Genomic DNA, 20,834 nt, shown 5'->3' on the forward strand with positions numbered 1-20,834 from the left:
GAAAATAAAATTTGCCTTGTCCTTAACACCTTGGGACACTTGCACTTTGAGACTTCGCAATTAGCTCCAATATTGGGCCTTTATATCCAGCCATGTCATAAATTAGAAAAAATCACCGAAATATGTTTGTTGATTTGGAATGAGACTTTCAAGCTGTTCGACAGTATTCTCTTTTCCCTGCAATAGACCAAGCTGATAATAATCCATTGGACGTTTAAACCCTAGAAGCATACCTGTAAGTATTTGTACGGAACACTGAATTGGGTTATGATCTTTATGCGATGGAAGGAAGGTTACATTATTTTTTCCATCTTCTACGCTTAGTTGATAGGTACCACTGTTTTCTGGTAAAAAGTCATCCATAATCGTAATCGATAATCTTCCATTGTTGTTAAATGGGTATTCTTTTAAAAATGCTAGTACATCAACAATACGTGCCATGAAATAAGGTATTTGTTTTTGTTCAAACCTCGGTTCATCCAGCAACAGTGCAAGGTTGTCATTTTCAGGGACGACAAGCTCCACTTTTTCCACCATTGAATCGTGATTGGCAATAAACTCAAGCAATAGCTTCCTTCCGTTTAAATTATTGAATACCATTTCTGTCACTTTGAGTATTTGCTCATGTACATTAAAAATTAAATATCCCTCTGCTTGACCTTGATCATTATAAGCAACTGCAATTTGATGCTTCTCGGTCAACACCCGCTGCTCCCACCATTTTTCATCACGTACAAGCATGCCATTAAACGACTTTGCATATTCCGTATATAAGTGATGCAGCAGAGGAATATCAGGTTGTATGCGTCTGATATAGCCTTCCCCGTCCCATTTCTTTTTCAGCCTATCTATGGGAAGCATATACTGCTGCTCTGTAAAGGCCTGCTCCCAGCCATATTTTCGATAAAATTTGAAGGAAAATGGATGTAGAAAGGATATACTTTGCCCATTTTCCTTCATATATTTCAATGCATGTTTCAGCAAATGCTTAACCATTCCCTGTCTGCGATATTCTGGCCATGTTGCCACAGAGCTTATCCCACCCATTGCAAATTCCTTGCCATTTATGTAAATGGATAATGGAATAAGGTGAAGTTTTGCAGCCAGATTGTCTCCCTCCATCCAGCCCCAGATCTTATGCCTCTTTACTTCTTCCTGTTTTTTACGCAGTTTTTCTTCAGATAATTCATATTGAAATGCAAATTGGGATAGGGAGAAAATCGCATCATAATGTTCTTCGGTTAATGTTTTGATGTTATTCAATTTGTGCACCTCCGGAAATTGTTCGGTAATTATATGATAATGGAAAGAAAGCCATGTGGAAAGGAATTGGTAGTAAGGTGAAACAGAAACAGCCCTTTCTTAGAAATCTTGAGAAAGGACTGGGTGCAAATGGTGATGATGGTTTTAACGTTTTACTATACTACAATAGAAATTCATATTGCCGCTTACCGTGCAATATTCGTCTTATTTGTACCACATCACCAATGACGACATAAAAAACTAGATAACTATGCACAACTAATGTTCGATAACCTTTTGCCCTCAGTACGGGGTTTTTCAGTAAAGGGTATCGAAATGGAAACTCCGCAAGTGATGCCACACGTTCTACGATCTCATCATACAGTTTGGTACCTTCAAAGTATGATTGCTCATTTATATAGTCGATAATCTCGTGCAAATCCTGTTTCGCAGTAGGGAAGATAAGTACCTTATATTTTGTCACGAATCTTTAACCTCATATTCCGAGCCACTTCCAAGAAGTCTTCACCAGCAGCACCGTTTTCAATTTCTGCCTCCGCTTCAGATAACTTACTGTATAACTCGATTAGAGCTTGCTGGCGCTCATAGTTCTCGATACTCATCACAACCATGTCTCCCGTACCATTCTTAGTGATAAATACAGGCTCTCGTTCGCTTCGACAGAACTCTGAAATCTCATTGGCGTTATTACGCAAATCTGAGATAGGACGAATAGTAGGCATATTTACTTCCTCCTTTTCAATGTGTTATTTTAGTTAATTATAGCACAATTAAGAGTAAATTATACACCATATTATGAGTAAATTAAATTCATATACCTTTTTGAAACAAAAAACAGGCTACCTCATCAAAAATGAAATAGCTTGTTAACGTTAATATATCCATGTGTTTCACGATAGGGAGAAAATCGCATCATAATGTTCTTCGGTTAATGTTTTGATGTTATTCAATTTGTGCACCTCCGGAAATTGTTCGGTAATTATATGATAATGGAAATGGGGGAAAGTGGAAAGGGTAACGATTAAAAAGCCCTCCTTCCAATAAAGGAAAAAGAGCTTTAGATTATAATGAACGTATCTACTATTTTCTATCCCAAAAACGTTGTTGAGCAATTGCAGAGACAAAATCCTTTCCGAAGTCCGGATTATTTGCAGCAAAAACGACACCGGCTAAGTTATTATTTTCTGACTTTTTAATATAAGACTGTCCGGTTGAGGCTATACCAATTGGTTTGTAGTGTTTATATGCTTCATTTAGGAAATTCATAATACTTTGATGGAATTTCGCTTCATTTTCAGTACTTCCTCCAACGATATAAATTGAATCATACAGGACCGGATAGGTTGAAACAAAAATCTTATCAACTTCGATTTTTGTACCATCTGCCCCTACGACAGTACCTAACTTTTCACTTACAAATTCTACAAAAACACCATATTGACGCAAGACGTTCAACGCATTTGTTACCTCTTCACCGTTAAAATCATTACCGATTAAAACAGCGACTTTTTGTGAATATGCATAATGTGGAGTGTTGGTCAAGCTAAGGGCTGGTGAGCTTTTTGTTACCGGAACATTGGATCCAGTTGGTGGATTGACACCAATGTTATCCGCAATGATAGTTGCCATCTCTTTATCAATGTTGGCAAACATCTCGACAACTTGCTGACGGACGGATTTACTTTTGACATAACCAAGGTGGAAGTTAAATGTTTCCACAATCTGCTGTTTCTCAACAGGTGACATACTATTCCAGAAAAGTCTTGGCTGTGAGAAGTGATCAAAGAACGATTCGCCCGGGCGTTCTCTCGTCTTATATCCATCTACTTTTTCAGGATAATGCGCATATCCACCTTCTTCAGGAGGGGTCTCTGCCGGTGTATTATTAGCTAAGGAATTTTTATGATAGTTTACTGAATCAACATCTATCCTATGTCTCACATCGCTTTGCCGTTGGTTCGTGTTCGTTTCGACAATAGGCTGGTTGACTGGTATATTATTAATATTACCCGTGCCAAGTCGGTGATAATCCGTATCCCGATAAGCAAAAGATCTTCCCTGCAGAACAGGATCATCGGTGAAGTCAATTCCTGGGACAACTGTAGACGGATCAAAGGAAGATTGCTCTTCTTCCGCAAAAAAATTATCAACCAATCGATTCAATGTCAATTTACCGATGATTTCAACAGGGACTACTTCCTCCGGCCACAATGTTGTATCATCCAGAATGTCAAAGTCATACTTGAATTCATCTTCCTCAGCAATCAGCTGCACACCAAGTTCATATTCTGGATACGCTCCTTTTTTAATGGAATCATGTAAATCCCGTCGATGGAAGTCCGGGTCAACTCCTCCAATAATATTCGCTTCATCAAGTAATAATGAATGGACACCAAGCATTGGCTTCCATACAAATCTGACAAAAGTTGATTTACCCTGTTCGTTAATAAACCGAAATGTATTAACAGGCCAGGCTTCCATCATTCTCCAGCTTTTCGGGCGACCTCGACTGGACATAAGCCACATAATGAAATGAGCAATTTCCTGATTATTGGCAATGTAATCCCAGGCATTGTCATGTGCAACAGTAGCTTGCGGAACGTCGGTTCTCGGATTTGGTTTTACCGCATGCACAAAATCAGCAAACTTCATGGCATCTGCAACAGCAAAGACAGCGAATGATAGTGCCAGCATATCGTAATTTCCTTCTTGTGTGTAAAACTTGGTTGCGAAACCACGTATATCGATGGCTGTATCCTTGGAACCCCTGCTTCCAATAAAGTTGGAAAACCGAACAAACACTGGTGTTTTGCAGCCAGGTTCCTGTAAAAACTGAGCTCTTGTGACATGTTTCATTGATTTATATAACTCAAATTCCCCATATGCCCCGTCACCTCTTGCATGAACCACCTTTTCCGGTATCCGTTCCCTGTTAAAATGTGACTGTTTTTTATAAAAGTGAAAGTCCTGGAACAATGCCGGTCCACGCTTTCCTGCTCTCAAAGACCACCTGTCATTCGAAATCTTTAACCCTGCATCACTGGTCAGTTTCTCCCCTGTGCCCGTATTTTTTTCACGGTATTGTTCCAGTTGTTCATCCTTTGGATCCTTGTCATCGGGCTTTTTATTTCTTTTTTCATCCACGCCATCACTATCCTATCATTAGTTTTTTCAATCCATTGGATACATATGCTTTATTTTTGAGTTTAGAACCGTTTTATGATGTGTAGGAATACATGGTTATTTGAATATATCGAGATTTTCAGGAGGGTGTTAAAACAAAAACAGCCCTTTCCCACGGATCGTGAGAAAGAGCTGTATAAATAGTAATAGTTGTATTAACGTTTTGAGAACTGAGGGAGGCAGTAAAATCAAGGCTTGTAGGTGTTTTTGTATGCTACTTGTATGTTACATGGAATTATCCGCAGGTTTTAAAAACAGTCAAAATTGAAATTGAACATACTTTTTATCTTTCGGGTTGTATTTGAAATTCAGGTTGTTGTAAACCTATCCATTCAAATAAATGACTACTTGCTTACCATAGTTACTGACTTTACTGCCAATTAGTGGCTTCGTCTCTCAAATATTGAATTTTAAAGTCTTCTTTCAATTTCATTCGTCCCTCTTCCGTCAGAGCATCGTAAGTATCCGAATGTAATGCTACAGCTAAAAAAGTAGTAGCCCGACTCATTGCAACAAAAACAACTCTCTTATTTATTTCATTATAATATGCAGGGGGTTCCAGTAAAGACGTGTAGCTTTTTAAAAAACCGAATTCTTCTCGAGAATTTTTATGTAGATACACCATATTGGCTTTTAAAGTCTGTCCTTTAAGGTCATGTATGGTTTTCAATGAATTTTCATGGCATGTTTTTGTCGGATTAATATATTCAATTTCTTTTAATTCTTCTAATTTCCTAAATAAGCTATTGCTTTTATTTATTCTAGAATTTAATCCAAAGACTTTGAAAAATAAGTTGATTGAATCTCTTATTAAACTGTAATCAACAGCACCTCTATAATATTGGATTAGTGCCTCATTTATTTTCAAATCATAACTTGCATACTCTCTTTGTAATTCCCTTTTAATAGATTGTATATGGAATTTTGTTTTTTCAGCTAAGAATCTATAGATTTCATTTTTAGCCTTTTGAAAAGTCGAGTTTAATTTCTGTTGATTAGTTTTATTAATCTTTCCATCCAATATTTGAGCATGGGATCGAGCTGCTACTAATATAGCCGTATCTTCATTTGTCATCAATATATCTTTTTGATTTAATATTAATTTGAAACCATTAGATAGTTTTTCGGGATTCTTATACAAGAGTAAAATCGGCTGTAGTGATTTCTGAGAATCAGTTGGTTTTAAATTATCCTGAAACATCTTATTTAATACAGAAGCAATATTATCACCAAAACGATTTGTTTGATTTAAGTAATATGTTTTAAATCCTTTGGTAGAAACCTCCGGATTACTATAAGCAATATGTTGATTTCTATCGCCTATCATTTGGAGTATATTTCCCTTCACCAAAAATATCTCTTTAAGCAATTGCAGTGCTAGTGGGGAGACATCTTGATATTCGTCCATTAAAAAGTATTTAAAACGCCCTTGAAGTCTCCTTCTAACACTAGCAAAGTTAAAATGTTTTTGTGCCAAGCAAAACGTGTCATTGACATGAAATACTCCATTTTCCCAACATTCTTTTTTGGAGATTAAATAGTCATTCTTATAATTTTCAAAAGCTCCACTTTGATATGTTTCTGCATTTAATTCATCTTCCTCATCAAAGTATAGATGGGAATTTATTAATCTATTTATTAAATAATTTGAATTCCGTATAAAACTTGGTTCTTTTGACCTTATCCAAAAATGTTTTTTTGCAAGCTCATTCCTAAAGTGCTTTTTAAGAATTGTTTCCTCAGCAAATTGTATATCAACTAAATTTTTATTTGCTCCTTTTAAAAAAGGATACATGCCATACTTATTAAAAAACTCATGTATGGTTCCTATGAAATGAGGATGAGGAATGTCTTTATACCCCAGCTTTTTTAGAACTTTAAGTATCTCATCTACTGCAGCATTGGTGTGAGTAATAACACAAACACCCGTTAAACTACCTTCTTCTTCGATTTTCTTCAGTAGTAGTGCTACCTTAGCAGCAAGGGCAGTAGTTTTTCCAGAGCCTGGCCCAGCTTCAATCACTGCGGACTCAGAATAGTGAATGAATTTCTTTTGTTCCTCATTAAATTTATAATTTCCCAGAACAATTTCCTCGACCTTTTTGTACCATTCATCTGAAAATGTGTCGTATGCTACTTTAAGCGTCTGCAATCCATTCACCGCCAGTTACATGCTTAATTGCATCAATTATATATTTTAATTCAGAATCGTTTTCTAACTTTTCTTTTTCATCACCTGTAAAATTTAAAATCTTTTCAGAGAGTCGTTGAGCTATCACTGCTTTTGAAATTGAATTAGTTAACACAAATTGATATGTTTTGGTTGCGCGATCATGAGTATTACTTATTTCCTTCCATGTTTCTAGCTTTTCACTTGAGGTCTTTTCATTTTTATATTCTCTAAGACCTACAATAATTTGTTGAAATTCATCTTTCAACATACTTTTGGAAATTGAATGTTCTAAAGTCCAAGGTTCTGCTAGAAATATTTTAATTGCTTCTTTATCATCTTGGTATTTTTCTTTTTTTTCGTTTTTAACATCATCACTAATTAAATCTATTTGTTCCGTAGTATATTCCCACTCTTTAAAATGCTCTTTCACCTGTTCATTGGTCCAATCATCATCAATTATATTTTTTATTTGTTGAATTGTTTGTGGTTTTTCAATTTGAGAGTATTGCTCTTTTGCTTCTTGTGACTTATGCGTGTAATAGCTCCTTGGTGAAATATCCATATCTGTTATCACAGATACAGGGAAATTCATTGATTCCTTTTTTCTTAAAAAAATGGGAATATAACGATTAAACTGAGTCCCTTGTACATTCACTACAGATATTCCATATTGATGTAAAGGTCTTCCAATTGCTTCTGCTATTGCTGGCACTAAAATGTTCTCAGCAAATCCTTCCACTAGGATTACCCCTTTTGCGAAAAAAAGGTTTGCTTTTGTTACGTCTAGAAAACGATCTAGGAAATCATAATCATCACTTTCAAGTTTAGTATATTCTTCACTCATAGGAAAAGCATTGTCGCTAAATATTAAAGTTAAATTCTCCAACTTTACAGATGCCGCTAAAGTTGGACTATGTGTCGTTAAAATATATTGAGCATTCAAAGAAGGATGATCGTCTAAATATTTTTCAAAAGATTTAATTACACGTAATTGAGCCTGTGGGTGTAAATGAGCTTCAATTTCCTCAATTAATGTCAATTGTGCACCTATTTCTTGCTCCCTTAATGCAATTAATTCTAATGCCATAAATAAGATGTTTGTACTTCCTAAACCACTCTTAATATCATTAAAATTAAGTTCTAAACGCCGTAATACTTCTTGAAAAGTAAGAGATTTATTTTGAATTTGTGCCTCTCTAGAGTCCGTCTTAGATAAAAATCTTTTTAAATGTTCATCCACTTTCTCTAAAACAGGTTCATTTAATTTATGTTCTAAACCACTAAATGCATTTTCAAAGTCTTCTATCACTTCATTTTTCTTACCTTCACTACGAAAAGCTTCTAGTCCTTCAATTACTCTGGCTACACGCGATCTATATCCGGGTTTTAATTCACTTTCGGCATCGCGTAATGGCTTCAAATATGTCACACGCAAATACTCTTGAGCAATAGAATGCATCCCCTGCTCATGGTTTATAGGTCCAGCTACAATATCCTTATTAATTTTTTCAATTTGATTGACATCTATGTATTTATTAGCTCTAAAGACAACTCGTAAAAAAGTGGTATCAAGTTGTTTTCCCTCAGTAGTTAGCCATTCAAGGAAATAGGCTTCCTCTTTATCAGACAAGTCACTAAATATGCATTCTATCTCTATATTATCTGTTCCTTCAGAAAAATCCTCATCTGTAACCCAATCTGACATTCTGCTATTTGTTCCTAGGACCATACGAATTGCGTCAATGATTGCAGTCTTACCAGAATCATTTTCGCCAATTAATATATTTAATCCTTTCTTAAAACAAAGAACAAGACCCGGCCTTCCATCTTCAGCCCCTTTAAATTTCCTCCAATTATTTAACTTTACTTCTTTAAGAAACAATAAACTTCCCCCTTGATAAAAATATTAGTTTCCAGCAAATATTCAGGTTAGCATAAAACCTATTAATTTATCATACTTTTCAATAAAGAAGGGAAGGGACAGAATAACTGATAGAACTCTCCTTCCCTCTCTAAACTAAATCTCAGCATACTCCGAAGTCTTCCTAAATTCCACTCCTGTATCTAGCGCCTCAAAGTGCTTTTCACCACAACGGATTTTAGCTCGTTCGTTGGGGCGAAGCTCTTGTTTCGTTGTATCACCTTTAGTTTCTACAATGAAATAAAGCTTCTCTTTGCCAAACTCTTCCTTCAGTAATGCCCAGTCGGGATTATAATCACCAAGTGGGGTCGCTACTTTAAACCATGATGGTAGTTTAATATAAAACTTCACATCTTTATCTTGTTCACATTGCTCTGCAAATTCCTTTTCAACACTGGAATCACAGATTGTGTAATTATAAAGGGTTCTTGTATCGTTTGCTGCGACAACATCATCTGAATAACTTTCGATGATCTCGTCTTTTAAAAATAGGCTTTGATCATAAGCTACTGCTTCTTTCATACGTTCATATTTAATGCCATTCACCATCATTTCTCGCTTAGCTGCATTAAGAATTCTTGCTGTCTCCATCATATACATTTGCGGATTACGTTTGAAATCGCGCAATGTGCCACTTTGTTTCAACGTTTCGATGATTGTTCGGCGTGTTAGGTTCGTTTCATTTTGTAAATACGATATAATATCAGGTGCTTCCTTGTACTGTGCATCTGATACTGCAAAACTGGCATAACTTTCTTTTGCTACTTCAATGCCAGACGCTTTGCTTTCCAGCTCTGCTTTGAAATATTGAAGCTTGGCAATTCGTACTTCCAAGTCTTCAGATAATGTTGTTGCTGCTTCTTGTATAAACTTCTCTGTATCAAAATTTAATGAGTAGGTTGTTCGGTATTTGATCTTGTCCCATAATTTCAGAAATGGTTCAGCTAACGCTTCTTTTTGTACTTTAACCGTTACACGTTCCCCACGGTCTTTAATATCAATTTTATTGCTATCAAACTGCATTTGGATTCGGTCACCAATTTGTTTGAGGATGGTTTCACTAATTTCAGCAATATCAGCAGGGACTTCCAACGTTCCCTCTTTCATTGCACGTGCTAGTTCTTCTGTACCTTTATTTTGTTTATTTAGGTATTCTTTTTCTTTAAAGAAATGAACCAGCTTTCTAGAATTCTCTTTACCAAGCACTTCTTTCAGTCCCGTATCTTCATCCTCATGAATAACGATTGTACTAAATACATCGTCAGCAAATACACCAAACGTCATGCCATCTTCCTCGTATTCTTGCTGTAAACCACGTGCAAACTCATCATAGCTTTCATTTGCCATTACCGTTAATGTATTTACATCAAACCCTGGTACGCGAACACCTTGTTGGTTCACTGCAATGCGGAGGCCTCGTCCAATTTTCTGACGCTTTGTGATGGTATCTTTAGATTCAATTAGCGTACAGATTTGAAAAACATTCGGGTTATCCCACCCCTCTTTTAAAGCCGAATGGGAAAAAATGAATCTCAGTTTGTTGGCACGCTTTGTCTGTCCTTTTTCTTCATCATAAAAAGTGAGCAATTGCTCTTTATCTTTCATAATGATTTCATAGGCTGTTTCATCATCCGCACTCGATCCACCTGTATTTTTATACTTCTTACCACTCTTATCCGCTGCAAAATAACCATCGTGTACTTCATTTACTGGAATATGATAATCTCTTAATTCCTTATAACGAGGGTTCTTAATAGCATCTTGGTATTCCTCTTCAAATATTTTTGCATACTCACCAGGCAGGGGATTGTTATCTTTATCGTACTGTCTATAATTAGCAACATTATCAATAAAGAAAAGACTTAACACTTTAATTCCTAGCTTATTTAAACGAAGTTCACGGCCTAAATGTTCATCAATCGTTTTTCGAATCTGTCCCCGCTTAATTTGATTGTCTATCGCAAACATATCACTCAAACGAAGGTGAGATGGTTCTCCAGAAAACTCGATTGATTCATTACCAGGTTCCGCGGATAAATGCTGTACAAACCCCACTTTTTCATAGGCTGCAATTCGCTTTGATTTTATGTACAGATCATCACCCTGTTTCAATTTCACTTCTTTTTTGGTGACATCATTTTTTGACTTCACATACATCTCAACAGTTGCAGTAATCCCTGATTTTAAAGCCTTCACATTAATCAATCGGATATATGCGTCATTACCATATGAATCATTGCGAATACCAGCTACCTCAATTTGTTTCACTAACTTCTGTTGGTAGGACTCTACGGGACCCAGTTTATAAAGTAATGGATAGCTTTTATTCCGATGTGTTGCGGAATAGCGAAATACAGTTGCCGGATTAAGCGCCTTAATAGCCGCCTGGGCATTTTCGGTGTTATCCACACTTTGTGGCTCATCAATAATAATAATCGGATTTGTTTCAGCTATTAACTCAATTGGAGCAACTCCGCCCATATCTTCTATATCATCACGATAAATGATATTCTTCGTGCCTTTTCGCTCTTCTCGATTAGAAAAAGCTTGGATGTTGATAACCATAACTTCAATATTGTCATTTTGAGCAAAGTTCTTTATTTCTCCAAGCTTTGAACTGTTGTATGCAAAGGTATTATATGATTTATCCTTTAATACGGGTTGAAAGGTATCTTTTGTGATCTGATATGTCTTCATAACCCCTTCACGTATTGCAACAGAAGGGACGACAATCACAAACTTTTTAAAACCATAAAACTCATTCAATTTTAAAATGGTCTTCAAATATACAAATGTCTTCCCTGTACCTGTTTCCATTTCAATATTAAACTGCGGGAAAGAATCGGATAACTTATCTGCCGTCGGAATCTCATTATCTATTTGGATTTGCTGAACATTTTGCAGCATCTTAGCCGGATTATAAATAATATTATTTGCAATTCCTTGTTCCGTAAACAAACTCCCCTGAAGACTATTATTTGTAATCGTAAATCGTGATTGGCGAATCTGGTGTCCTTCAAACACACGTGTTACTGCCTCAATGGCGTCTTCCTGATACTGAAGTTCTTTAAATTGAATTTGCACTATGATCACCTCTTTCCTATATCGTCATCAGCTGTTCGTTCTGATATCCTGCATCTTCCAGTAGTTTAAAGCAGTTCAATTTTTCAGAGTCATTACCATGGAAACCATGATCTGCAAGCACAACGGAACTTGTCTCAATTCCATATTCATTCCGTTTATCAATGATTGCCTGCGCAATCGTTGTGTCTATCTTTCCATCTAAACAAATAAATAGATTGCCAAATGCAATATCGTATATGTTCTTGTCATCTACTTGAAAGCTATTTATTGGATAAGTGAGTTCGAGACCGTATTTCAACATAATTTCATAGACCACATCTAGTTCCGTGCGATCTGGAACAAACATATTATCATAGGAAGTAATTTGTCCTTCCAATTCCTCAAAATCAAAATTCCATTCACGGATATTGGACTTATCTAATTTTAAAACTTTAAAACCAATATCTAAGGTATCTGCTTTATCTGGATGCTCTTCAATGATTTTCTCCCCAGCACGACGAATTCGTTCTTGTCCGATATCAGAAATTGTTTTATAACCAGCTTTGTATGCCTCTGATTTCTCTTCAACTTCTTCCGGTAATTGCACCATGATAAATCTACGATTACCACCATCTTCGGCATTTAATTTCGTAACTGCGTGTGCAGTTGTTGCTGAACCGGAAAAGAAATCAAGCACATAGTCATTATCATTAGTCGCTATTTTAATAAATGTTTTAATTAATTGGGTTGGTTTTACAAAATCAAAAACTCTTTTATTAAATAAATTATCTATCTCATTACTACCTCTTTGATTTGTACCAAAATCCTTTGTTAACCAATCACTGATGATTTGCCCTTCAACTTCGTGTAAGTATCTTTTTCCATACGGCGTTGCATTATTAGCCCAGTATATTTTCCCTTCAGAATTTAATTTATTAAACTCATCTTTTTCCACCATCCACGGACCTTCTAGCACATCCCCGTTTGGAGATGCAATTTTATAGAATTTCTTACCTCTACTTTTATCTAGTATATTTTTTCTTCTAAATGAACCGAACTTATCACTATAGTTATATTCTTTTTTCGCTACATCAGATAATGGCATTTTATTCAATTTAAATCCTTCTGCCAATCGATTTTTGCAATAACATAATATATATTCTTTAACTTTTGCAATGTAGCCTATATTTGCCTGATTATCAGTTCTTCTCCAAGAAAAATTTGCTAACAGATTTTCTTCACCAAATATTTCATTACAGATTTTCATTAAATTCTCTATTTCATGATCATCAATACTTATAAAAATAACTCCATCATCTTTAAGAAGGTTCCTCGCTAATTTCAGTCTTGGATACATCATATTCAACCAATCAGTATGGTACCTTCCATTAGTCTCCGTGTTTGTTAACATTTTATTTCCTTCGCCATCTACTTGACCTGTCTGCTCCAAGTAATTTTGTATATTATCTTTAAAATCATCTTCATAAACAAAATCATTTCCTGTATTATAAGGTGGATCTATGTAAATCATTTTAATCTTTCCGTTATAAGACTTCTGCAATAGCTTTAATACTTCCAGGTTATCTCCTTCAATATAAAGGTTTTCAGTCGTATCAAAATTTTTACTGGCTTCTTTATCAGGACGTAGCGTTCCTTTGGACGGTTGTTGTGATCCCAGTAGAGATTCCTTTTTTCCATGCCATTCGAATTTATAACGTTCGTTTCTATCGTCTATTTCTTCCCCAAGAACTGTTTTAAGCATGTCAAAATCCACTTTTCCTTCAGTGACTATTTCCGGAAATAGTTCCTTCATCTTTTCGATATTCGCCTGGGTTAAATCTGTTGAACCAGATGAGATACGATTGTTATCCATTATTTTCCCCCTTAATATATTTTTCTTTTTTTTCTTTTAATATATTGGCTTTCATTTGCCATTCAATTCGTTTGTTCATTTGGGTTTCCTTTTTAGCTTTGCTGATGCAGAAGGCGATTTCCTTTTCTAGTGCAATGATTTTATCGAGCGTAACAATATTATTTGTAAGTTCTTGATCAGTAACCGCTTCATACCTCTCTTTTAGCTCAATATGCACCATTTGGTTTAGCAGATTTTCATAAAATGCCTTCAAGTTATAGTTATCGGCTCTAGAAAAAGCCCAGTTAGTTAAATATAACTTTTCGTCAATTTCCGGATTGGAGCTAAACACATCCTGCATTTTCAGTAATCCTGTTTTTTCGATTTTCTCATGGATTGCACCTATCCATAAAATTTCTTTATTTGTGACAAAACGGATAAGAAGTGGATAAGGCATTGCTTCAGCAATAATACGATATATCCGCTTTGCACCTTTTACGTCATTCATTTTAATTTGAAAATAATGTATCTCTTGATAATTTTTTTGCTCATCTTCGTATGCTGGTATATTCGTAGTATGGGTGTTTATTGTTGCAAGTAAGCGTACACCATGTGGCTCCACTGATGCTTGAAAAAACTTCTTATCCTTCGTCTCAAAGCGTGGAGCTAATCTGTTAAAGGGAAAAGTCCGTAAAATATGCGTCTCTTTCGGTAATTCAAGTGCTTGCAAGATTTCTTTTTCTCCCATTACACTTCCTCCCTAATAATCAGAAAAGAAATAAGTTCCAACTCATTGAAGTCCAAATCCATTTCCGACTGGATAGAAGTACCACCAAGTGTAAAAAAGCTATCAAATACATCTGTTTCATGCTTATCTTTTACGATATCGATTGATTGTCGTAACAGATTTGTGTAACGTCGCATATCCTTTCCGTCATTTGTTTCTTTATTAAATCCTTTTACTAATTGGGTAAGTGGCTCTTTCAAACCTAGTGAAAGTTTTCGGTAATAATCAAGAATCTTTTTTGCATGAGCGTAATGTAAGTGAACATCACTGTCATCTGTTAAATATAGTAAAATATACGGTGCCAGGCTATTATTCGACATATCAAAATCTGCAGTTTGTCGAAAACAAAAAATAACTCCTAGCTTTGCCTCTTCAAGCATCTCATTTGTCGTGAGTGCATACATACCTTTGGGAGCTTTTTGCAAATCCTTCCCATGCTCCTTTAAAGCTGTGCTTAAATCACTTTTGAATTCTGCATATGTCAAATCAGTTATAGATATAGCGCCTGATACATCTTCAAGATTAACTACTTCATCTTGTAATTGCTTTAATTGATTACGACGATATTCTATATCGTTCATTTCTTTACTAGATATATCAAGGATATCTTCTTCGCCTGTGGCAGATGTACTCAATATTTTCATTCGGCCTTTTACCCGGTTTTCTAGATTAATATATTCATCAATATCCATATTGGGCCAGAAGTTTACAAGTTGTATATATTTATTAAGTGAACCAATTCGATCAATTCTTCCAAAACGCTGGATGACCCTCACTGGATTCCAATGAATATCATAATTGATTAGGTAATCACAATCTTGCAAGTTTTGTCCTTCAGAAATACAATCTGTTGCAATCAATATATCTATTTCTTCATGTGAGTTTTCTATTAGCTTTCCACGCTCTTTAGAAATTGGTGAGAAATTAACTAAAACATCATTAATATCTTTTGTTCTAACACCCTTCATTGTTGCCTTGTTTTCCCCAGAACCCACAACAAGCGCCGAGTGCAAGCCAATTTCTTTTAAATGATGTGCTAATTGTTCATACAAATATTTAGCTGTATCTGCAAATGCTGAAAAAATGATGACTTTTTTGTTTGCTGGATTAATTGGATGTTCTATTTTTTTATGAATCAAGCCTTTTAGTATGTCTAGCTTTGCATCCCTATTCGCATTAATTTGAGATGAACGCGAGAGCAATTCGGTTAATATGCTTAAATCATGTTCCAGGTCATCAAGCCATTTCACATGGTCAATATCCAATAAATCAATTTTTATTTTATCACTTCCAACTATGATTGATTCAAGCACGTCATCATCCATATCTTCCATATCTTCAGCAACCATGGAACCTATATTGTTATGTTTGTTGCTAGTGAGTAAATTGATCGTCTTCTCTAATCTATCAACAAGTCTTTCGAGCGTTTTATTAAAGGAATGAATAGAGCTTTCTAATCGTTTAAATATATTTACTTTCATTAATGATGCGACAGCAGATTCACGATCTGTTTGTTTAAACACACCTGAACCACGTCCAATTTTAGTATCATAGAGTTCTTCATAATGCCTTCTTTTCGCTGGCAAGATGTAATTCATTGGTTTATAGATACCGAATGTCAAAGATTCAATGCGGTCATTCACTTCATCCATCTTCAAGAATGCCTGTTCAATATCTATATCTGCCTTTTTATTTTCAGGTTTGAGCCGTTCCGGAAATTCTCCAATTTCCTCCATGCCGTAATACTTCTCAATATGTTTTCTACTCCTTGCAATCGAAAGTAAGTCAAGCAACTGAAAGTACTCGGAATCAATCATGTCAAGAAAATTCTCGGTTGTACGTTTTTGAGCTGGTAGTTCTGACCAGCGATTAAAGACCGTTTGTGCCATCTTTAGTGTGTATTCAATAGATTCAATGCCATCATTGCTTAGTGAGTCATCTTGATCCTCAGTAATAAAGGCAATTTGATTTTTTATATCACTCATTTTATTATTGACAGGTGTCGCAGAAAGTAAGAGTACCTTTGTCTTTACTCCCTTTTTAATAATCTCTTGCATCAATTTCTGATATCTTGTTAACCGATCTTTTCGTGGATTGTTATTACGGAAATTATGTGATTCATCGATAACAACTAGATCGTAGTTTGACCAATTCACTGTATCAAGATTGATTTCGCCCGAATACCCACCATCACGGCTAAGATCTGTATGATTGAGGACATCATAATTAAAGCGGTCATCAATGAGCACATTTCTTTTATCGTTTTGTGTATACACTGTCCAGTTATCACGTAGCTTCTTTGGACTTAAAACGAGCACACGATCATTTCTTAATTCATAGTATTTAATAACTGCAAGCGCTGAAAATGTCTTCCCCAACCCAACACTATCAGCCAGAATACAGCCATTATGTTTTTCAATTTTATCAATAATACCAACGACTCCATCACGTTGAAAAGGGTATAACTTATTCCAGATAACTGTGCTCTTAAAATTTGTCCCTTCTTTAATGACTTCTTCTTCATTCAGACTTTCTAACTCATCTGAGTAAATATTGTATAATGTAATAAAATAGAGCCACTCAGGAGAGTTTTCTTTATAAATAAGCTTAAGTTGATCTAACACTTTATTTGTTACGTCACGTACCTTTTCTTCATCGTGCCAAATCTGATCAAATTCCTTCATAGATTGCCTAATCAATTGGTCATTATTTAAAATAACAGGGAAACTTGCAACCCTATGAGATTCTGTGATGCCAAGCCCATCTGCAGTAAACTCAATTTCCGACTGCAAATGCAGACTACCATTTTCTTTCGTTTGTTCTATTAAAAGTTCTTTTGGAAACTGTGTATTTCCGACAATCGTTTTAAATACAACCTTTTTTTTAATCCATTTAGTTGCTTCTGTAGCAATATGATTTGAAATCATTTTATTTCGTAATTGGATTTCAAAATGATTACCATCAAATGTTGGCTGTTGTGCTACTTCCTTACTACTCTGACTGATCTTATATTGCCTTTTTAGATCATTTTCTTTTTTATAAAATGTTGGTTTTGTATATAAGAAACGAAAGTTGCCACTTTTTTTCAATTCCTTTTTTAATTCATTAAAGGCAAACAAACTAAAGTAAGCAGATGCCACCGCAACTTTAGAACCAGTTTTGATTTCAGCTTTCAGCATATTTATAAGGGTATTGTCGCCTTTATTATCTACCATTTTAAAATCCATAATAACCGCCTCCAATACAGTGAAGAAAGCACTATATTACATCTATTCTACCATTTTAATAGTGACAGTCCAAAGTTATCTTCGGTATTAAATATATATAAGATATATCTTCCTTGAATGAAATGCGTAAGTGATTAATGTTCAATAAAAAGAAGCCATTTCAAATGTTTATTTTATATGCAAATTGAGGTATACTATACGTAGAAACACATACAATAATAAAAGACCGCCCATGCTCTAACATGGAACGGTCTAGTGTGTAAAAGCCCTTCAAGGGGGCAGCTCACATGTTTGAATCGGAAAAGTAACCAACCAAAATGCGGCTAGGCATTCATCGGGTGGTTACTTTTTTTGTTCTGACAGTATGGCTACAACTAAGGTTGCGAACGTGATCATCAGGATCAATGCTTCGAATACTGTCATCGTATCACCCCCTTTCTCAAAAAAGGGGTGAGCTACCACCCATGAAAGCCCTATTACACTAATAGCAAGTATATCAAACTATGAAGATTATCACATCATATCCATATCTACTGTTTGTAGTTTTTTCTTCTCATTTTTGCCTTTCAACCAATCATTAATATCAAGTCTTTCACTTTCAAGCAAATGACCATAAACAGCATCATCAAGCATCATTTGTTGTTCGTCAGTAAGATTTCCTTCCTTTCTAGCCTGATGATGAGGATTTAAAAATTCGCCATCACCAACATCTAGCCGCTCCATATTAATAACTTCCATCTTTGAATTCTTGCTCTTAGGAAAAACAATGCTATACCGTGTTTTATAGTATCTATTATCATCCTGATATCTTTCCTCCAGCTTCTCCATAAATGCATTACCTTTTGCAAAATCCATCATCGAATCAGAGTCTAATTCTGGTGCCTCCGTTGATTCAATAAATATTTGTGGCTGCTCAATATCCAAATCATATCGCTTTAACCATGCTTTGCATTTTACAATATGGTCAAATTCCTCCGTCCAAGCTTCACCTGTTGAATTATCAACTCCGACAACGACATCACCATCCACATAATAATATAATCCCTTTGTATGCTCTTCCTCCTTATGATCAATTACATAACCCATCGCCGCTTTATTAACTTCTGTCAGTTCTGATAGATCCTTCCTGTCGTGAACAGCCTGTATGAACACATCTTTTCCATTTTCCATGCCTTTCTCCTGTTCTTTCATCAATTCAGGCTCCATGGTTTCTATAAACTCTACAGCTGCTCCCCTTACTTCTTCAAGTAACTGCGCTTTATCCTTCAATTCCTTGCCCTGTGTCCAGTTGGCAAGATAGCCCAAAGAATAATCACTTGTATCAATATCAAAGTAGGATGCAACGGCATAAGCTGTCATTTCTGCTTGGAATTCTTTTTCTTCTGAAGTTAGATTGAAATGCTTATCGGGCGTACCATGCAACTTGGCATGAGCCAATTCATGGATTAATGTTTTCACGTTTTGCAATTCACCATTGCGTGGATTTAAACCAATATGATTCTTCCTACCATTTATCCCTTGATAAAACGCACCTTTTGAAGCACCTAGCTCCTCCAAAGGCTCGCCAATCGTCACATCTAGTTTATCTCCCACTTTTTGCATGGCTTCTAACATATTTTGATAGTTTGCAATGTTCCCTTCCATCCATCTATTTGGAAAAATATCTGGAAGGTCACTAGTGCACGTTGTCCGAAATAAATAATCAGGTGGCATGAATCAATTAAAATAATGCTGGACATAGTCCCCTCGACCCATTATGATAGAGGTAAACACTATATCGAAAGAGGGAACGACCATGCCTAAACCAGTAGCCGTAGCGATAGAACTGAGCGAAAAAGAACAGGATATACTAGAATCCCTATCGAAGGGATCACATACGCCCTTACATTTAAAACAACGTGCAACGATTATTCTCGAAGCATCAGCAGGAAGGACCAATTCAGAAATTGCACGGAACCTTGGATTTAATCGTAATACTGTAAAAAAGTGGCGGATTCGCTATGATCAGGCTACTACGGAAATTACGCGACGTGAAAAGAGTTTTCCACGGGAGCTCCGTGGTTTAATTGAATCCGTTCTTCAGGATGATTACCGTCCCGGAGCACCGGCAACGTTCTCAAATGAAGTGGTCGCACAAATCATCTCCATGTCCCTGCAATCACCATCTGACTATGGAGTAGAAGGAAGCCACTGGACCCCATCGGAATTGGCACGACAAGCAGTTAAAAATGGCATAGTTGACAGCATATCGCCACGCTCCGTGACGCGTTTTTTTAAAATGGGGCCAATTTAAAGCTTGATCAATACAAAGGCTGGTTGTTTCCAAAGATTGATGACCCGGAACAGTTCAAACAACAAGTGGAAGATGTATGCGACATCTATAAAAATGCGGAGCAATTGGAAGAACAGGGTATCCATGTCTATTCAACGGATGAAAAGACAGGCATCCAGGCACTTGAGCATGCTCATGAAAAAGGATCGGTGAAGCCTGGTCAAGCCGAACGAATTGAGCAAGAATACCATCGTCGCGGAACTTCTGGTTTGATTGCGTCCCGATCGGTTACAGACGGGAAAATTGTAGCACTAATGATTCAACCAACTCGAACAGAAACAGACTTTGTACAGCATTTACGTGATGTCGTTGCCCTTGACCCTGAAGCAGGCTATCGCTTTGTCATGGACAATTTGAATACCCACATGTCCGAATCCCTGGTGCGGTTCGTCATCGAACAAGAAGATCTTGATATCGATACGGAGACCCTTGGTGTAAAAGGCAAAACAGGCATTCTCAAAAACAAGACGACACGTGCCGCATTTCTTTCTGATTGTTCACACCGCATTCAAATCATTTATACACCGAAGCATACGTCTTGGCTCAATCAGATTGAGTGCTGGTTTAGTGTTTTGACTCGACGCCTATTGAATAAGCGTTCCAGTTTTCGTTCCGTTAAACAACTCGAAGAAAAACTATGCGCATGGATTGCTTATTACAATGAAATTTTAGCAAAGGCATACAACTGGAAATTTGATGGGGAATTGCTTCAAATCTAATAAAAAGGGCAAGGGAGTAATGACTACGTATTTACGACAACGTGCACTAGACAATTTTAATTTGCGGATTCGAATGGAATGCAAACAACCCGTTTCAAAGTGAACGCTACTTCCTAAATGGTTGTAGTTTTAGGAAGAATAACCAGCAGTTGACATACAGGAAGACTCCTGCGGGAAAAGCAAGGCTCGCAGACCGCCCGCGGAAAGCGAAGTGTATGTCAACTGCGGTGGTCTAGCACCAAATATTATGAAGACAACGTAATTTAAAGAAATCGGGCATTAAAGGAAGAAATAGACACAATTAATTGGGGTGA

At 36.2% G+C, this 20,834-nt stretch carries 14 protein-coding genes; 2 read left to right on the forward strand and 12 right to left on the reverse strand.

The genetic code is table 11. From position 1 onward, the window contains the following. Nucleotides 1-102: 102 nt before the first annotated feature. The 12 genes from AC6HVZ_RS12945 to AC6HVZ_RS13000 all read right to left on the reverse strand — a co-directional run bounded on the left by AC6HVZ_RS12945 (nucleotide 103) and on the right by AC6HVZ_RS13000 (nucleotide 19,113). A complete protein-coding gene (locus AC6HVZ_RS12945; RefSeq protein WP_497558588.1) occupies nucleotides 103-1,263 on the reverse strand; it encodes a GNAT family N-acetyltransferase in 1,161 nt (386 codons plus the stop codon). 160 nt (nucleotides 1,264-1,423) lie between these two features. After that, nucleotides 1,424-1,726, reverse strand: coding sequence for a type II toxin-antitoxin system RelE/ParE family toxin (locus tag AC6HVZ_RS12950; RefSeq protein ID WP_497558589.1), 303 nt, complete (start codon nucleotides 1,724-1,726; stop codon nucleotides 1,424-1,426). Then, the gene (locus AC6HVZ_RS12955) at nucleotides 1,713-1,985 is read right to left on the reverse strand and encodes a type II toxin-antitoxin system Phd/YefM family antitoxin (protein WP_497558590.1); all 273 of its coding nucleotides are present in this window, start codon (nucleotides 1,983-1,985) and stop codon (nucleotides 1,713-1,715) included. The genes AC6HVZ_RS12950 and AC6HVZ_RS12955 overlap by 14 nt, the downstream gene beginning before the upstream one ends. Before the next feature lie 358 nt (nucleotides 1,986-2,343). Continuing rightward, on the reverse strand, nucleotides 2,344-4,407 hold the full coding sequence (locus AC6HVZ_RS12960; protein WP_497558591.1) for a catalase: 2,064 nt from the start codon (nucleotides 4,405-4,407) through the stop codon (nucleotides 2,344-2,346). A 409-nt stretch (nucleotides 4,408-4,816) separates the two neighbouring features. Continuing rightward, nucleotides 4,817-6,598, reverse strand: a complete 1,782-nt coding sequence (locus AC6HVZ_RS12965; RefSeq protein WP_497558592.1) for a UvrD-helicase domain-containing protein — start codon at nucleotides 6,596-6,598, stop codon at nucleotides 4,817-4,819. Then, the gene (locus AC6HVZ_RS12970) at nucleotides 6,585-8,501 is read right to left on the reverse strand and encodes an ATP-dependent nuclease (protein ID WP_497558593.1); all 1,917 of its coding nucleotides are present in this window, start codon (nucleotides 8,499-8,501) and stop codon (nucleotides 6,585-6,587) included. The genes AC6HVZ_RS12965 and AC6HVZ_RS12970 overlap by 14 nt, the downstream gene beginning before the upstream one ends. 135 nt (nucleotides 8,502-8,636) lie before the next feature. Then, entirely contained in the window at nucleotides 8,637-11,624 is a 2,988-nt protein-coding gene (locus tag AC6HVZ_RS12975; protein ID WP_497558594.1) for a restriction endonuclease, read from the reverse strand. A 16-nt stretch (nucleotides 11,625-11,640) separates the two neighbouring features. Further along, entirely contained in the window at nucleotides 11,641-13,476 is a 1,836-nt protein-coding gene (locus tag AC6HVZ_RS12980) for a site-specific DNA-methyltransferase (RefSeq protein WP_497558595.1), read from the reverse strand. Next, nucleotides 13,469-14,203, reverse strand: a complete 735-nt coding sequence (locus AC6HVZ_RS12985; protein WP_497558596.1) for a DUF4391 domain-containing protein — start codon at nucleotides 14,201-14,203, stop codon at nucleotides 13,469-13,471. Before AC6HVZ_RS12985 ends, AC6HVZ_RS12980 begins: the two co-directional genes overlap by 8 nt. After that, complete coding sequence (locus tag AC6HVZ_RS12990) at nucleotides 14,203-17,469, reverse strand: helicase-related protein (RefSeq protein WP_497558597.1); 3,267 nt, start codon at nucleotides 17,467-17,469, stop codon at nucleotides 14,203-14,205. The genes AC6HVZ_RS12985 and AC6HVZ_RS12990 overlap by 1 nt, the downstream gene beginning before the upstream one ends. A 342-nt stretch (nucleotides 17,470-17,811) precedes the next feature. Then, entirely contained in the window at nucleotides 17,812-17,892 is an 81-nt protein-coding gene (locus tag AC6HVZ_RS12995; protein WP_369405161.1) for a putative holin-like toxin, read from the reverse strand. 90 nt (nucleotides 17,893-17,982) lie between these two features. Further along, nucleotides 17,983-19,113, reverse strand: a complete 1,131-nt coding sequence (locus tag AC6HVZ_RS13000) for an LPD25 domain-containing protein (RefSeq protein ID WP_497558598.1) — start codon at nucleotides 19,111-19,113, stop codon at nucleotides 17,983-17,985. A 151-nt stretch (nucleotides 19,114-19,264) separates the two neighbouring features. Here AC6HVZ_RS13000 and AC6HVZ_RS13005 point away from each other — a divergent pair, with 151 nt between their 5' ends. After that, the gene (locus tag AC6HVZ_RS13005; protein ID WP_497558599.1) at nucleotides 19,265-19,762 is read left to right on the forward strand and encodes a helix-turn-helix domain-containing protein; all 498 of its coding nucleotides are present in this window, start codon (nucleotides 19,265-19,267) and stop codon (nucleotides 19,760-19,762) included. Nucleotides 19,763-19,785: 23 nt separating this feature from the next. Beyond that, nucleotides 19,786-20,520, forward strand: a complete 735-nt coding sequence (locus AC6HVZ_RS13010) for a transposase (RefSeq protein ID WP_497558600.1) — start codon at nucleotides 19,786-19,788, stop codon at nucleotides 20,518-20,520. Nucleotides 20,521-20,834: the final 314 nt, after the last annotated feature.

The sequence above is a fragment of the Oceanobacillus sp. NCCP-135 genome (assembly GCF_059698015.1).

Coding starts and splice junctions, on each gene's coding strand:
- AC6HVZ_RS12955 (WP_497558590.1), bottom strand. CDS start 1,985: ATGCCTACTATTCGTCCTATCTCAGATTTGCGTAATAACGCCAATGAG.
- AC6HVZ_RS12980 (WP_497558595.1), bottom strand. CDS start 13,476: ATGGATAACAATCGTATCTCATCTGGTTCAACAGATTTAACCCAGGCG.
- AC6HVZ_RS12985 (WP_497558596.1), bottom strand. CDS start 14,203: ATGGGAGAAAAAGAAATCTTGCAAGCACTTGAATTACCGAAAGAGACG.
- AC6HVZ_RS12990 (WP_497558597.1), bottom strand. CDS start 17,469: ATGGATTTTAAAATGGTAGATAATAAAGGCGACAATACCCTTATAAAT.
- AC6HVZ_RS12995 (WP_369405161.1), bottom strand. CDS start 17,892: ATGACAGTATTCGAAGCATTGATCCTGATGATCACGTTCGCAACCTTA.
- AC6HVZ_RS13000 (WP_497558598.1), bottom strand. CDS start 19,113: ATGGAAGGGAACATTGCAAACTATCAAAATATGTTAGAAGCCATGCAA.
- AC6HVZ_RS13005 (WP_497558599.1), top strand. CDS start 19,265: ATGCCTAAACCAGTAGCCGTAGCGATAGAACTGAGCGAAAAAGAACAG.